The following is a 14,380-nucleotide window of genomic DNA, read 5'->3' on the forward strand; positions in this document are numbered from 1 at the left end:
CTTATTTCTCGTCTAAGAAAAATTCTATGGATTTATCGAGGTTGCAGGGGTACCAAAAATCATGTTTTCTAATTTCTCAACAAATCGCAAGCATAAATTCCCTTCAAAATGGCAAGCATAACTTAAAAGCTCGTCACCATGAGGAATGTCTTTAAGCTCCTGTTCCATTTCTGCAAGATGCCCTTGCTCTTCTAAAATGATGGATTTCACAGTAATTTTGCTGCCAGCATCTTTTAGAATACTATGGTAGAGAGGGTAGAGTTCGGCAGCACGCAGTTCTATCGCGTAGGTTACTAAGATATAGGCTGAAGTTTTTAAAGTTTGGCCTGATAAATGGTATTGATTTTTCAGCACTTGACAAGTCTGCAAGTCTAGAATCTGGAGGTAGTATTTTGTAAGAAAGCCTCCGAGAAGATTTTTGGATGTGTAATCAGGGAGAGGGGTTTCCGAAATTCTAGCAATTTGAGTTTTTAGATAGTGAGCATGACGAAATTCTTCAGAGGCATGCTTCAAAACTTCTTCTTTCACTTGTGTAGGATGTTCACTCAAAGAAATTTTTTTTGCTCCAGTATTTTCTAGAAAGGAGAGGGTATTTACCCATTGCGCATGCCAATAGTTGGAAGCTACAATCTTTTGAAGAACGGGCTTCCAACGATGAGCTGTTTTAATAAAATGTTTTATTGTGGTTGTAGGCATAGAGCATCCTGTAAGTAAGAATAAATGCTGTAGAGTTCCTTTTCTTGAATGCAGTAAGGGGGAACTAAATATAGTGTATTACCTGAAATAGAGATAAGAATACCACGTTCTAAGAAAAAATGATTGATTTGGTCCGTATATTGTGAAAAGTATCCTGTAGCTTCGGTAGGATAATCTACAGCAAGGACAGTCCCCAAGACTTGACAGCGTTGCCATAGGGAGCCATGAGCTTTTTGGAATTCGTAATGACAACGCTCTATCATTTGCCTTTGCTTTAGGCATTCTGGAGATATAGTGAGTTCTAAAGAGGCGAGGGCAACGCTACAACCTAGAGGATTTCCAGCAAAGGTATGGCCGTGAAGCATAGCTTTCATGCGATCTTTAGAGACAAAGGCCTTATGGATTTCCTCAGTAGTGACTGTTAAGGCTAGTGGAAGATACCCTCCTGTAAGTCCTTTAGAAAGGCAGATGATGTCGGGAGCGATCTCAGGAGTGTATTCGGAAGCAAAAAGTGGACCTGTACGGCCAAAGCCAGTGAGAATTTCATCTGCAATACAAATAATGCCGTAATGCTTTGCAAGTTTAAGAATTTCCTGTAAGCCTTCGGGATTATAAACTATCATTCCGGCAGTTCCTTGTAATATAGGCTCGTAGATAAATGCTGCGATATTTCCCTGAGAAAAAACTTTTTTTGCTTGTGCAATTGCGAGCTCTTCTTTCCCGTAGTAAGGAGCTGAGATTATACTGCAAGGAAAAAAGAGATTATGAAAGGGAGTGGTCGTAGGAGTTTGACCAGCTACAGACATAGCTCCAAATGTATCTCCATGGTAGGCATTACTGAATCCCACAAAGTGCGTTTTAGATTTGCCTTGATTATGGTAGTACTGCAGAGCGATTTTTATTGCTATTTCAATAGATGTGGCTCCGTTGTCAGAGAAAAAGAAATGTTGTAGACCCTTAGGAAGTAGTGGGGTTAATTTTGACACTAAATCTAGAGCTGGTGCATGGGTGAAGTTAGCAAAAATGACATGTTCTAGTTTGTGTGCTTGCTCACACAACTTTTCAGTGATATAGGGATGCCCATGGCCATGAAGATTACACCACCAAGAAGATATTGCATCGAGGTATTTTTCACCAGATTCGGTATAGAGGTAAGCACCCTCTCCTCGTACAATTCGTATTGGATCAGGTTCGAATGTAGATTGAATGAAGGGATGCCAGATAAAGCCTTGATTTTTTGTTGATTGCTTGTTCATAAGTCTTTCCATTGTTTTAGTAGTAGCTTGCTTTTATCTTTGTTATTTCTTTTTCTGAGGCAAGAGCACCGAATAGAGGGAATTTTGTTGTTTGAACTCATCACGCTTCTTGGTCTTTTGGATACCAGTTTAATATTATACCTAAAATAGTAACATTAAGGGAGTTCATAGCTTCTGTTATCAAACAAGTCTGATTAATACTTTTGCGTTATACTTGCCTTCTCTTTAGGAATAGGGGTCCAACGATGGGCTATTTTGATAGCATATTTTATTGTGGTTGTAGGCATAGAGCATCCTGTAAGTAAGAATAAATGCTGTAGAGTTCCTTTTCTTGAATGCAGTAGGGGGGGAATATATACAAAGTATTTCCTAGAGGACGAAGAAGAATACCGCGTTCTAAGAAAAAACGATTGAGTTGGTCCCTATATTGTGAAAAGTATCCTGTAGCTTCGGTAGGATAATCTACAGCAAGGACAGTCCCCAAGACTTGACAGCGTTGCCATAGGGAGCCATGAGCTTTTTGGAATTCGTAATGACAACGCTCTATCATTTGCCTTTGCTTTAGGCATTCTGGAGATAAGGTGAGTTCTAAAGAGGCAAGCGCAGCACTGCAGCTTAGAGGAGCACCAGTAGAGGCATGGGCGTGAAGCATAGCTTTCATGCGATCTTTAGAGACAAAGGCCTTATGGATTTCCTCAGTAGTGACTGTTAAGGCTAGTGGAAGATACCCTCCTGTAAGTCCTTTAGAAAGGCAGATGATGTCGGGAGTGATCTCAGGAGTGTATTCGGAAGCAAAAAGTGGACCTGTACGGCCAAAGCCAGTGAGAATTTCATCTGCAATACAAATAATACCGTAGTGCTTTGCAAGTTTAAGAATCTCTAGTAAGCCTTCAGGATTATAGACTACCATTCCCGCAATGCCTTGCAATAACGGTTCATAGATAAACGCTGCGATATTTCCCTGAGAAAAAACTTTTTTTGCTTGTGCAATTGCGAGCTCTTCTTTCCCGTAGTAAGGAGCTGAGATTATACTGCAAGGAAAAAAGAGATTATGAAAGGGAGTGGTTGTAGGAGTTTGACCAGCTACAGACATAGCTCCAAATGTATCTCCATGGTAGGCATTACTGAATCCCACAAAGTGCGTTTTAGATTTGCCTTGATTATGGTAGTATTGTAGAGCGATTTTTATTGCTATTTCAATAGATGTGGCTCCGTTATCAGAGAAAAAGAAATGTTGTAGACCCTTAGGAAGTAGTGGGGTTAATTTTGATACTAACTCTAAAGCTGGTGTATGAGTGAAGTTAGGGAACACGACGTTCTGTAGTTGATGTGCTTGCTCACACAACTTTTCAGTGATGTAGGGATGCCCATGGCCATGGAGATTACACCACCAAGAAGATATTGCATCGAGGTATTTTTCACCAGATTCGGTATAGAGGTAAGCACCCTCTCCTCGTACAATTCGTATTGGATCAGGTTCTAATGCAGATTGAGTGAAGGGATGCCAGATAGAGCCCTGATTTTCTCTTGATTGCTTGTCCATAAGTCCTTCCATTGTTTTGCGTATTGGCTTACTGTTATTTTTGTTATTTCTTTTTCTGAGGCAAGATTACCGAGTAAGGGGAGTTTTGTTGTCTGAACTAACCACTCTTCTTCGTCTTTTGGATACCCATTTAATATTATACCTAAAATATTCAGATTGCGGGAGCGCATCGCTTCTATCGTTAAGCAAGTATGATTAATACTTCCGATGTACGCTTTACTCACTAAAATCCAAGAACACGGCCAAGAAGAAAACACGTCTCCTTGGAGTGAGCTTGATGTACAGGGAGATAAAAAACCTCCTGCAGTTTCAATAATCAAAGTTGAGGAAGTTTTGGGTGGATAAATACTCTTTTCTTCGATAACTACATTTTCCAATCGTGCTGCTTTATGCGGAGATAGTGGCATGTGCAATCGGTAGGCTTCTGGATGACAGTATACTCCTGATAGCTGCTGAACAATACTACTATCTGAATTTTCTAAACTTCCTGCTTGTATAGGTTTCCAGTATTCTGCTTTAAGTGCAGTAGCAAGGATAGCACTGACAATAGTTTTCCCGACATCGGTATCTATTCCTACAATGACGATTTGTTGCATAAACACACCTGTTGTAAAGTATATAAAAGAAGATCTACTTCATTTTTTGTATTGAAAGCATGAAGGCAAATACGTAACAGTTCTTCCTTCTGCCTTACTGTTGGGCTGACGATAGGACGTACGTCGCAACCTAATTCCTGTATTTTTAATGCTATTTGCCGCACATGATTACTGCCTGAAATACAAATAGATTGTATAGGAGTTGTTTCATTATCCTCCATTAGCTGAAAACTAAGTTCTTGAGCACCTCTGCGAAAATAACGAATTAGCTCATAAAGATGATTACGCTGACTAGAAGCCAGCTTATTATGCTCATAGGCAAGATCAATAGCTGTCAGGGCATGTGGGGGTTGCGCTGTAGTATAGATAAAGGGTCTACAGAAGTTAATTAAGTAGTCTTTGAGTACAGAACTCCCTGCAATAGCAGCTCCATGAGTTCCTAGGGCTTTTCCAAAAGCATAGACTGTTGCTAAGACTTTATTTTGAAGGCCTAGTGACGAAACAAGACCTTCGCCTTGCTCTCCAAATACCCCTATCGCATGGGCCTCATCAACAATAAGAAAAGCAGAGTATTTTTCACAAAGTTCACTAATAGCCTTTAAAGGAGCTATGGATCCATGAAGAGAATATACAGATTCTACACAGACAAAGGTCTTCCCTGGATGAGGACTAGCTAAACGCCTTTCTAAATGTTTGAGATTATTGTGATAAAATGGAAAGCTTTTAGCTCTACTTAATCGAATCCCGTCGTAGATAGAAGCATGGATATAGAGGTCATGCAGAATACGGTCTTGAGGCTTTGCAAGCGCGTAGAGCAAACCTAGGTTTGCTGTATAGCCTGTATTAAAGATTAAGCAATTTTCGAAGTTATGATAGAGAGCTAATTTTTCTTCTATATTTTGACAGAGCTCGGAGTGTCCTGTGAGAAGCCTAGAGCCTGTAGCTCCTAGAGTTTCAATTTCACTCAACTTTAGAATGTACTCTCGTCTTAACTCTGGAGAAGACGCAAATCCAAGATAATCATTGGAGGTAAAATCAATGAGATGGGAGTTAATAGTTAGAGAACGATGGATGTGTTTGGACTTACATTGCGCCAAACCCTCAATCAGGAATTGTTGGCATGACATGATGGGTTGCCTCGCTCTACTGAAAATGCAGGACGGGGGATTAAACCTAACAGTTTGATCATTGCAGCATCTTCATCTACATCACTGTTCTCTACTGTTAAAAGTTTATCTCCATAGAATATTGAATTAGCTCCGCATAGAAAAGATAATGTTTGTTGTTCTATAGTAAGAAAAGCACGTCCTGCAGCAAGTCGCACCATAGTTTTTGGAAATACAATACGAGTAGTTGCTATTGTTTTTAATACCTCCCAGAAAGATATAGGGGGTTGATCTTGCAAAGGTGTACCATCAATAGGCCATAGTAAATTTATAGGTATGGACTCAGGGATATGGTTTCTTGTTGCAAGAACATGAAGAAGTTTTATCCGATCTTCTTCGGATTCTCCCATGCCTATAATCCCTCCAGAGCAAGTACTGATTCCAGATTTATTTACTATTTCAATAGTATTAAGACGATCTTCATAAGAACGTGTTGTTATGATGGTTTCATAGAATTCTGGAGAGGAATCTAAGTTATGATTGTAGGCGTATAGTCCTGCGTCATAGAGTTTTTTCGCTTGCCCTTCAGACAGCATCCCTAAGGCACAACACACCTCAGCTCCGAGATCTGTAATACCTTTTATCATAGTAAGGATTCTATCAAATTGACGGTCATCCTTTACATTACGCCATGCGGCTCCTAAGCATATGCGAGTTGCTCCAAGTTTTATAGCACGTTTAGCTCTATCTAAAACATCAACAATTTTTAGCATGGGCTCTGGTTTGACATGGGTTTGATAACGTGAAGATTGTGCACAATAGGCACAATCTTCAACACACCCACCAGTTTTAACCGAAATTAGATAACAGGTCTGTACCTCTGAATGAGGGAAATTGCTACGTAATATGGTATTAGCCTTGTGAATAAGTTCAAATATAGGAGTTTGATAAATTTGATGTATATCTTCTAGTGACCAAGATCGAATTTCTTCACTCATATTTCTTTTGCCTAGGATAGTGAATTTGATGACGGAGTTAAGGATATTTACATGGAATTAAGAGAAAGTCAATAAGAACCAAGTTTTAAATTCTATTTTTTAAGGAAAAACAGAATTTGTTTTAAGATAAGATTTTTCTGTTTTTAAATTATAATTAATCATGAACTTCTTCTGATTTCAATATAGACTGTTAGGTTTCATTTATTAAATAAAATGTTTTTGCAGTTGTTTCGGAAAAGATACCCAAAGATTTGCGAATATTTTTTACAGCAAGATAGAAAAGAGGTGTTGTAAGAACGCAAAAAGTAATTTTATAAATATAAGAATAGAACATGATGTGTAGGGTTTGAGAAAAGGAAAGTCCCATGCCAAAGTATAGAACACATGTATCTACAATGAAAGTATCAGGAATTTGGGAACACCACGTAGACCCATTGCTGCGGAGCCATAAAGATGAGTGTGGAGTTCGTTTTTTTAAAAAATTGTAAAGAATAATGTCTAGTTGCTGTGAAATAATGAAAGCAAGTAGTGAGGCTAGAAAGCGAAGAGGACTTAAATCAAACAAGTAGTGCCAGGCAGTATGGGTTTCGGGAGACACCGCAGGGAAAAACATAAAAATTTGCACAATTGAACAAGCTATGAGATTGGCAATAAAAGCAGAAAAAATCATGAACCGTGCTTTTTTAGGGCCAAAGATTTCATTAACAACATCTGAGATTAGGAAAGTCAATGGATAAAGAATCAACCCTCCTGGAATAATGAATCCAAAAAAAGCCGTAGGAACCAGCTTAGATGAAAGGACAAGGTTAGAGAGAATAAGAAGTAAAGAAAAAGTTAAAGACAAACAGGAAAACAGTAATGTTTTTCTATAAAAAGTATTCATTGGAAAAGTACCTCAAAACCAGTAAGACATTTTTCTTGATTGTGTAGCGGGACTGATTCTAATAGACCTTGATCAATCATTTGTTCCAGGTTTAAAGTTAGCTCTAGAAGTTCATCAAAATGTTTTATTGAGAAAAAAATTTTTTGTAGTTTTGATGTGTCAAAAGGTTGATTGATAATCAGATCAAGTTCTAACGGAAAAACCTGAATATCGTTAGTGAAGGCATATTGCAGTTCTCTAGGTGAGCTTACAAGGGCAGCTCCATAGGCTTTCCTCCCTTCATGATTTTCAATAAGGCCAGTTTCAACAGTGAACCAAAAACAGCGTACGATAGCCATGAGATGGCTCTGCAATATTTGGATGATCTCTTTCTTAGAAGAAAGAGATTTTACTTTTTCTACTATTTTATTGAAGATTCTTCCCATATTGAGAAAAAAGTCAGAAAAAGCTGGATGAAGAAGCCATGGGACATGTCCTAAAAGGTCGTGGATGAGATCAGGAGTCAAAGAAAAATCGTTTTCATCGAATGTTCGCAGCGTAGTGGCAATGGGGAAACAATGATCGTGCAATAAAGATAAATATCGATTGGGAGGTACGAAACCTGAAACAGGATAATAAGAAAAGCTTGTTTTCGATTCTAACAGTTTGGCAACAGTCTGGATGTCTAAGGAGCTAGAAAATAGGCCAAAAGCTTCTAAGTAATCAAAAAAAACTGAGGGACAATAATTTTTCCATAAAGGAAAACGAAACGAAAGCAGCTGAGACCACAAATTTTGATGAAAAAATGGAATACTTAAAGAAAACATAAATAGATGAGAGGAACTTTACTTTTTTACTTTTCAAAAATCAGACACGATGAGAGCAAGGAGTAAATTTCAATAAATTTTAAAATAAAAACACATTTGTGTCCAGCTAAAGCTTGTCTCTCTTTATCCGTATTTTGTAAAATCTCCATATGAATATGAAAGTGGGATTAGATGTATGCGTGTTGGAGTTATTGGGTGCTCTGGAAGAACAGGAAGACTTATTGTCTCTGCATTAAAGGAGTCTTCTGAATATATTTTGGGACCGGGGTTTTCACGAACGAGTTCCCAGACTCTTAGTGAAGTTATTATGCATAATGATGTGCTTGTTGATTTTTCAAATGTATCATTGACTAGGGAAGTGGTCAACGAGTTATTATGTTTTCCTAAACCCCTCATTATTGGGACTACGGCATTTCCTGGAAAATGTATGGAAAGTTATAATAGGCTTAAACAGTTAGCCCAAATAGTTCCTATTGTGCTTTGTCCAAATGCAAGTCTAGGAGCATATATGCACAAGCGTCTTGTAATGTTATTATCCCAATTGTGTAATGCAAGTTATGACATTCGTATTAAAGAGACTCATCACAAACATAAGAAGGATGCTCTCTCGGGAACAGCTCAAGATTTAGTTGATACTATAAAGCAAGTAAAACGAGAGCATTGGGGTGAGGATTATGAGGCAACGAACATCGATCCTTCTAAGAAAAACATTGAAGTACATTCATCTCGAGTCGGAGATATCCCTGGTGAGCACGAGGTAGCCTTTATAAGTTGTGGGGAGCAAATTTTAATTCGCCATACGATATTTTCTCGGGATGTTTTTAGTCAGGGAGTCTTGTCTATTTTAAATTGGTTAAAGGTGTTTAGTCCAGGACCAGGTCTTTACAGTCCTGAAGATGCTTTACAGCTAATTTTAGAGAAAGAACATTTCTTGCTTAAAAAGACAGTTGATCATTAAAATACGGGGCTAAAGGTCTTTTGCGTCGTAAAGTCCCAATCTTGATGTCGATGGGTGTAAAGTGCCGCAGCTAAAAAACTTGGTGTGCAACATCATAGATGAAGATTATCTTAATTTTTAGTGTCTAGATTGCCCCAGATTGTGATTGGTTAAATCAGTTTCTAAAGCCAATATGAAGTAATAATGCCGTGAGGCTAAAAACATGATTATCATTGACTTACTTCTGACATAAGTAACATTGAGATGGAGAAACGAAAGGAATGCGAATCGCTGTTTTAGGCGTTACCGGACTTGTTGGACAGAAATTCGTAGCTTTACTTCATCATTGGCATCCTGATTGGGTGATTGCCGAAGTCGTAGCTTCGGATAGTAAATATGGACAGCCTTATTTAGCAGCTTGTGTTTGGCAAGAACCAATTAGCCCTATGCCCGAAGCTGTCCGTGCTTTACATATATCCAAAATCGAAGAAGTGAAATCAGATGTGATAGTTTCCTGCTTGCCTGCTAGTGCGGAATCTATGGAAGCATATTTTTTGTCTCAGGGAAAAATCGTTTTTTCCAATGCTTCAGCCTACCGCATGCATCCTTGGGTTCCGATTATCATTCCTGAAATTAATACGCGCCATTTCAGACTCTTAGAAGAACAACCTTATCCTGGTAAAATGATTACTAGTCCTAATTGTTGTGTCTCTGGAATTGCTTTAGCCTTAGCTCCTTTAAGAAAATTTTCTCTAGATCATATACATGTTGTCACCTTACAGTCAGCAAGTGGTGCAGGATATCCAGGAGTTCCCTCATTAGATCTTCTAGCGAATACTGTCCCTCACATTGTAGGAGAAGAGGAAAAAATTCTTAGAGAAACTCAGAAAATTTTGGGAGATGGTAAGCAACCTTTGTCTTGTAAACTCTCTGTTACTGTCCATCGGGTTCCTGTAGCCTATGGTCATACGCTTTCTTTACATGTGACATTTTCTCAGAATGTAGATCCTGAGGAAATTTCCCACTGTTATCAAGAGAAAAATGAAGAGTTCCCAAATACTTATCAACTTTATGATAACCCTTGGTACCCTCAGGCGCGTAAGCATCTTTCTCATGACGATATGAGAGTGCATATAGGGCCCATCACGTATGGTGGAGATCTTCGCACTATAAAAATGAATGTTTTAATACATAATCTAGTGCGAGGAGCTGCAGGAAATTTACTAGCAAATATACAGAGTTATTTTTCTAACTATCTTAAGAGGGAAATGTGTTTAAGGTAGTTTATAAGTTTGGCGGTACTAGTTTAGCAACTGCTGAAAATATTCGTTTAGTTTGTGATATAATTTGCAAGGATAAACCCTCATTTATTGTTGTTAGTGCCGTAGCAGGTATTACTGATCTTCTGGTAGATTTCTGTTCTACTTTAGAAGGTAGAAAGGAGATACTAAGAAAAATCGAAGAAAAGCATCAGAATATTGTAAATGACCTTGCTATCCCTTTCTCAGTTGCTAAGTGGATCTCGCGATTGCTTCCTTACGTGCAACCTATTCAAATTTCTGATCTCGATTTTGCTAATATTTTGTCTGTGGGAGAAGATATTTCAGCCTCTCTTGTCCGTGTTGTTTGTAGTTTCTACGGATGGGATTTAGGATTTTTAGAAGCACGTAGTATTATTTTAACTGATGATAATTATCTGCGTGCGACTCCAAACCTTGATCTTATGAAAGAACACTGGGATGAGTTAGAGTTTAATGAAACTTCTTATATTACTCAGGGGTTTATTGGATCCAATAGTTCAGGGGATACAGTTTTGCTTGGTCGAGGGGGTAGTGATTATTCAGCAGCCTTGATAGCTGAAATCTCAACAGCTGCTGAAGTGCGTATTTATACTGATGTCAATGGTATTTATACGATGGATCCTAAGGTTATCTCTGATGCCCAACGTATTCCTGAACTGAGTTTTGAGGAAATGCAGAATTTAGCTAGTTTTGGAGCCAAAGTTCTCTATCCTCCTATGCTTGTCCCTTGTATTCGTGCTGGGATTCCTATTTTTGTTACATCCACATTTGACCCTGAAAAAGGGGGAACATGGGTTTATGCGGTCGATAAGTCTGTGAGTTGCGAGCCTCGGATAAAAGCTTTATCCCTAAGTCAGCACCAGAGCTTTTGTTCCGTAGACTATAATGTTTTAGGGTATCGAGGATTAGAAGAAATTTTAAGGGTGTTAGAATCATATGGAATAGATCCTAAATTAATGACAGCACAAAATAACGTGATCGGATTTGTAATGGATGATGATGTCATTTCCCAAGAGGTTCAAGAACGGCTTATAGATATTTTATCAATTTCTGGGGTTACACATTTGCATCATAATGTTGCATTAATTACGATGATTGGGGATAACCTTTCTTCTTCAAAAATTGTCTCTACAATTACGGAGAAACTGAAAGCTTTACCGTGGCCTGTATTTTGTTTCTGTCAAAATTCTATGGCATTAAGTTTTATTGTTTCCTCGGATCTAGCAGAAGGTTTTATAGAACAATTGCATAATGATTATGTGAAGCAAAAAGTTTTAGTAGTTTGATAGGGATAGTAATGCGCTTACTCACAGCAAGTGTGACACCTTTTTTTCCTAATTTCACTATAGATTTTTCCGGATTAGAATCTCTTTTACGTGTTCAAAATGCTATTGGTAATGGTGTTGTGCTTTTAGGGAGCACAGGAGAGGGTCTCTCATTAACACAAAAAGAAAAGCAGGCAATTGTTTGCTTTGCTTGTAATTTGCAACTCAATATTCCTATTTTTGTAGGAGTTGCAGGAATACTTCTAGACGAAGTTTTAGATTGGATTTACTTTTGTAATGACCTGCCTATATCAGGATTTCTAATGACGAGTCCTATCTATAGTAAACCTAAAGAGCGTGGGCAATTTTTATGGTTTGAGTCGCTGCTTAATGCTGCTAAACATTCCGCTATTCTCTATAACATCCCAGCTCGAGCAGGAACTCCATTATATACGGATACTGTAAAAGCCCTAGTTAATCACCCACGGTTTTTGGGAATTAAAGATTCTGGAGGTTCGATAGAAGAATTCCAGCGTTATAAAAAAAATGCTCCTAATATCCACCTTTATTGTGGAGATGATATTTGTTGGTCTGACATGGCTCGATCTGGAGCTTATGGCTTAATTTCTGTTCTGTCAAATGCTTGGCCTCAAGAGGCCAAAGATTACGTTCAGAGCCCTTCAGAAGAAGCATACGCTTCTCTTTGGAAAGCAACTTGTCGGTGGTTATATAAAACAACTAATCCCATTGGAATTAAAGCTGTTCTTGCTTACAAAAATTATATTGCTCACCCAGATTTACGCTTGCCTTTATCTATAGAAGATTTCGATTCCTATGATTTACCTCGTGTTGTAGAGAACATGTTAGCTTGGCCAAAACTTTCCACATCCATTTTATCTTCTTATTAATACAGAGGATTTCATTTTATATTGTCTACGTTGTTGTAAATTGTATTTTTCCAATCAAAACTTCAGATACATTTTTTTCTATAGGGCGGTTTTTATGCTGGATTTTTAACAAGATGCACTGCATTTTTTTGGTCATTTAGCAAATAACATAACGCTGTCTGCGACTTTGAAATTTATGCGATACCCAAATTTAGTCAAGTCTGTTCAGCTGATAAGACAAATTTCTCCTATAAAAACAAAAACATTATGTAAACAGACCCTCCTTAGATTTTTAGAACTGGTTTGGGTGCTGCTTTATTTCTTGCGTTTTGTTGGATTTAGTCGGATTTGCATTGCGACTTTTGTTTGTCGAACTATGATGCTTTTTCTGGCTACCCTGTGCTTGTCTCTTATGTGTATACTACGTTTTATTACTTTCCCTTTGATCTGTAGAAAATAAAAGTCGTTGTTCCATAAAAAGGGTCAGACGATCTCTTATGCTGCATATCTGCTGATTTTTTTTCTATATTGTTGCAATATTTAAGATTTTTCAAAATCACCTCGAAGCTATGCTGAGAGGTTTATTTGAATAATTTTTTCATGCAAAAAATAAAATATAATTCAAGAAAAAAAACAGAAAAAGCTTTACGAATTTACCGATTGTATTGTATGACTATGCATCGAAATAACTTCAGTTAAAGTGTTTATGATTAAATTTTCTATTCGTTGTCTTATTATATTCTCAATAGCCCAAACAGTATTGGGTGCTTCCGAAATTAGTGTTTCTACAGAGGAAATAAATCCTATAGAAGAAACAAAAAAAATAGTGAACGAGAATGATACGTATCCTGGATTAACAGAAGATGTGTCTGTAAAAAATTCAGATGTTTTTTCTAAAAGAAAGGCATCTCTCGAGTCCTTAAGTGCTCAAAGTTCAATAGGTAATCTTTGTGCAATTAGTAATTTCTTAGACTCTCAAATGTTGTCTAGCAATTTTTCAAGAGAGGTTTGGGGATCCACAATCTTCACAAAATCTACATCTCGATGTGATGCTGAAGGGTCAGAACCTTTCCGTTATACTGCATGTGGATACTTAGTTGGTTTGAGATCTAGGATATGGGATTCTTATGAGATAGGTATAGCCTCTGGATTAATGCAGGGACGCCTTAAAGATGTTTCTGATGCTCATAGAACTCGTGCGACATCTTCAATAGTTTCCGTCCACGGTAGCATGACTACAAGACCACTTGGGTTTATGAAGTATATTGTAGGCAAGAAACGTCCTTTACTTTTCTTCTTTAGGTTGACATCAGATGTAAAAAGAAACCTTAAAAAGAGTTCTGACTTAAGTATTACAAAAAATGATATTCATCATATGTACGTAACAGGTTTGGGAGATTTTGGTATGGCTTGTCCAATATTCTCTACAAATGATGTAAGTACTGATTCTAGAAAAGCATCTCAGAATCTTCTTATTTATAGTAAATTTCGATGTATTTCTGGGGAGCCTTTTCGACGTGCAACCTCAAGTAATAATACATACTATTCTATAGTCAGTCTTCCTATAGGTGTTCGTTATGAAGTGATTTCACTATCAGGGCGTCATGATTTTAATATTGATATGCACATAGCTCCAAGGATTGGTTCTGTGCTTTCTCATGGAAGTAGGGAGCCTAAAGAGATGCCGATAACGTCAAAAGATACTGCATTTTTTAGCTTAAGTGCCAGAGAGCGCTTTGTTATTTCTGAAAATACTGCTTTCACTTTCCAAGTAAGTGAAGTTATTCAGAATTGTTATTCACAATGTACTTCATTAGAAAAAACAAAAAAACAAAGAGGTCATTTAGCCTATAATACAGGCTTTGAATTGGGCTATCAATACGGATTCTAACAAGGTCGTTCTTTTATAGGATCTTTAGAAAAGCCTTTTCTATTTAAAACATAGAAAAGGCTTTTTTCTTTATAAAGATATGTTCAGGAAGAGGATAGAAGGCTTACTAAGCTTATTGAGATCCAGCCTCCTTTTAGAATCCAAATCTATAATACTAATCTAAGTGTTAATTCTCGCATTGTATTTTTTTCAGTGTTGTTTAGAAGTAGTGAAAC

The 14,380-nt window shown here is 37.6% G+C and carries 13 protein-coding genes; 5 read left to right on the forward strand and 8 right to left on the reverse strand.

What is annotated here, in order from left to right; translation table 11 throughout:
- Window positions 1-24 precede the first annotated feature (24 nt).
- The 8 genes from C834KP_RS05065 to C834KP_RS05100 form a co-directional block, all read right to left on the reverse strand.
- Window positions 25-696 carry a ferritin-like domain-containing protein gene (locus C834KP_RS05065; protein WP_108897072.1) on the reverse strand — a complete coding sequence of 224 codons (672 nt, stop codon included), beginning with the start codon at window positions 694-696 and terminating at the stop codon, window positions 25-27.
- The gene (gene bioA / locus C834KP_RS05070; RefSeq protein WP_108897073.1) at window positions 678-1,952 is read right to left on the reverse strand and encodes an adenosylmethionine--8-amino-7-oxononanoate transaminase; all 1,275 of its coding nucleotides are present in this window, start codon (window positions 1,950-1,952) and stop codon (window positions 678-680) included. The genes C834KP_RS05065 and bioA (C834KP_RS05070) overlap by 19 nt, the downstream gene beginning before the upstream one ends.
- 268 nt (window positions 1,953-2,220) lie before the next feature.
- The gene (gene bioA / locus C834KP_RS05075) at window positions 2,221-3,495 is read right to left on the reverse strand and encodes an adenosylmethionine--8-amino-7-oxononanoate transaminase (protein WP_108897074.1); all 1,275 of its coding nucleotides are present in this window, start codon (window positions 3,493-3,495) and stop codon (window positions 2,221-2,223) included.
- The gene (gene bioD / locus C834KP_RS05080) at window positions 3,432-4,091 is read right to left on the reverse strand and encodes a dethiobiotin synthase (RefSeq protein WP_108897075.1); all 660 of its coding nucleotides are present in this window, start codon (window positions 4,089-4,091) and stop codon (window positions 3,432-3,434) included. Before bioD ends, bioA (C834KP_RS05075) begins: the two co-directional genes overlap by 64 nt.
- Window positions 4,070-5,218 carry an aminotransferase class I/II-fold pyridoxal phosphate-dependent enzyme gene (locus tag C834KP_RS05085; protein ID WP_108897076.1) on the reverse strand — a complete coding sequence of 383 codons (1,149 nt, stop codon included), beginning with the start codon at window positions 5,216-5,218 and terminating at the stop codon, window positions 4,070-4,072. Before C834KP_RS05085 ends, bioD begins: the two co-directional genes overlap by 22 nt.
- Window positions 5,197-6,195: a biotin synthase BioB gene (bioB, locus tag C834KP_RS05090; RefSeq protein WP_108897077.1), complete on the reverse strand. Its 999-nt coding sequence runs from the start codon at window positions 6,193-6,195 to the stop codon at window positions 5,197-5,199. Before bioB ends, C834KP_RS05085 begins: the two co-directional genes overlap by 22 nt.
- A 190-nt stretch (window positions 6,196-6,385) precedes the next feature.
- Window positions 6,386-7,078, reverse strand: coding sequence for a queuosine precursor transporter (locus C834KP_RS05095; protein ID WP_108897078.1), 693 nt, complete (start codon window positions 7,076-7,078; stop codon window positions 6,386-6,388).
- On the reverse strand, window positions 7,075-7,884 hold the full coding sequence (locus C834KP_RS05100) for an aromatic amino acid hydroxylase (RefSeq protein ID WP_108897079.1): 810 nt from the start codon (window positions 7,882-7,884) through the stop codon (window positions 7,075-7,077). Before C834KP_RS05100 ends, C834KP_RS05095 begins: the two co-directional genes overlap by 4 nt.
- A gap of 175 nt (window positions 7,885-8,059) precedes the next feature.
- Here C834KP_RS05100 and C834KP_RS05105 point away from each other — a divergent pair, with 175 nt between their 5' ends.
- The 5 genes from C834KP_RS05105 (at window position 8,060) to C834KP_RS05400 (ending at window position 14,165) form a co-directional block, all read left to right on the forward strand.
- Window positions 8,060-8,842, forward strand: coding sequence for a 4-hydroxy-tetrahydrodipicolinate reductase (locus C834KP_RS05105; RefSeq protein WP_108897080.1), 783 nt, complete (start codon window positions 8,060-8,062; stop codon window positions 8,840-8,842).
- Window positions 8,843-9,102: 260 nt separating this feature from the next.
- Window positions 9,103-10,104: an aspartate-semialdehyde dehydrogenase gene (asd, locus tag C834KP_RS05110; protein WP_108897081.1), complete on the forward strand. Its 1,002-nt coding sequence runs from the start codon at window positions 9,103-9,105 to the stop codon at window positions 10,102-10,104.
- Entirely contained in the window at window positions 10,092-11,408 is a 1,317-nt protein-coding gene (locus C834KP_RS05115) for an aspartate kinase (RefSeq protein ID WP_108897082.1), read from the forward strand. The genes asd and C834KP_RS05115 overlap by 13 nt, the downstream gene beginning before the upstream one ends.
- 11 nt (window positions 11,409-11,419) lie before the next feature.
- Window positions 11,420-12,295 (forward strand): 4-hydroxy-tetrahydrodipicolinate synthase, encoded by an 876-nt coding sequence (gene dapA, locus C834KP_RS05120; RefSeq protein ID WP_108897083.1) that lies wholly within the window; start codon window positions 11,420-11,422, stop codon window positions 12,293-12,295.
- 685 nt (window positions 12,296-12,980) lie between these two features.
- On the forward strand, window positions 12,981-14,165 hold the full coding sequence (locus C834KP_RS05400; protein WP_231911687.1) for a hypothetical protein: 1,185 nt from the start codon (window positions 12,981-12,983) through the stop codon (window positions 14,163-14,165).
- The last annotated feature ends 215 nt before the right edge of the window (window positions 14,166-14,380 follow it).

The sequence above is a fragment of the Chlamydia serpentis genome (assembly GCF_900239945.1).
GTDB classification, from domain to species: domain Bacteria; phylum Chlamydiota; class Chlamydiia; order Chlamydiales; family Chlamydiaceae; genus Chlamydia; species Chlamydia serpentis.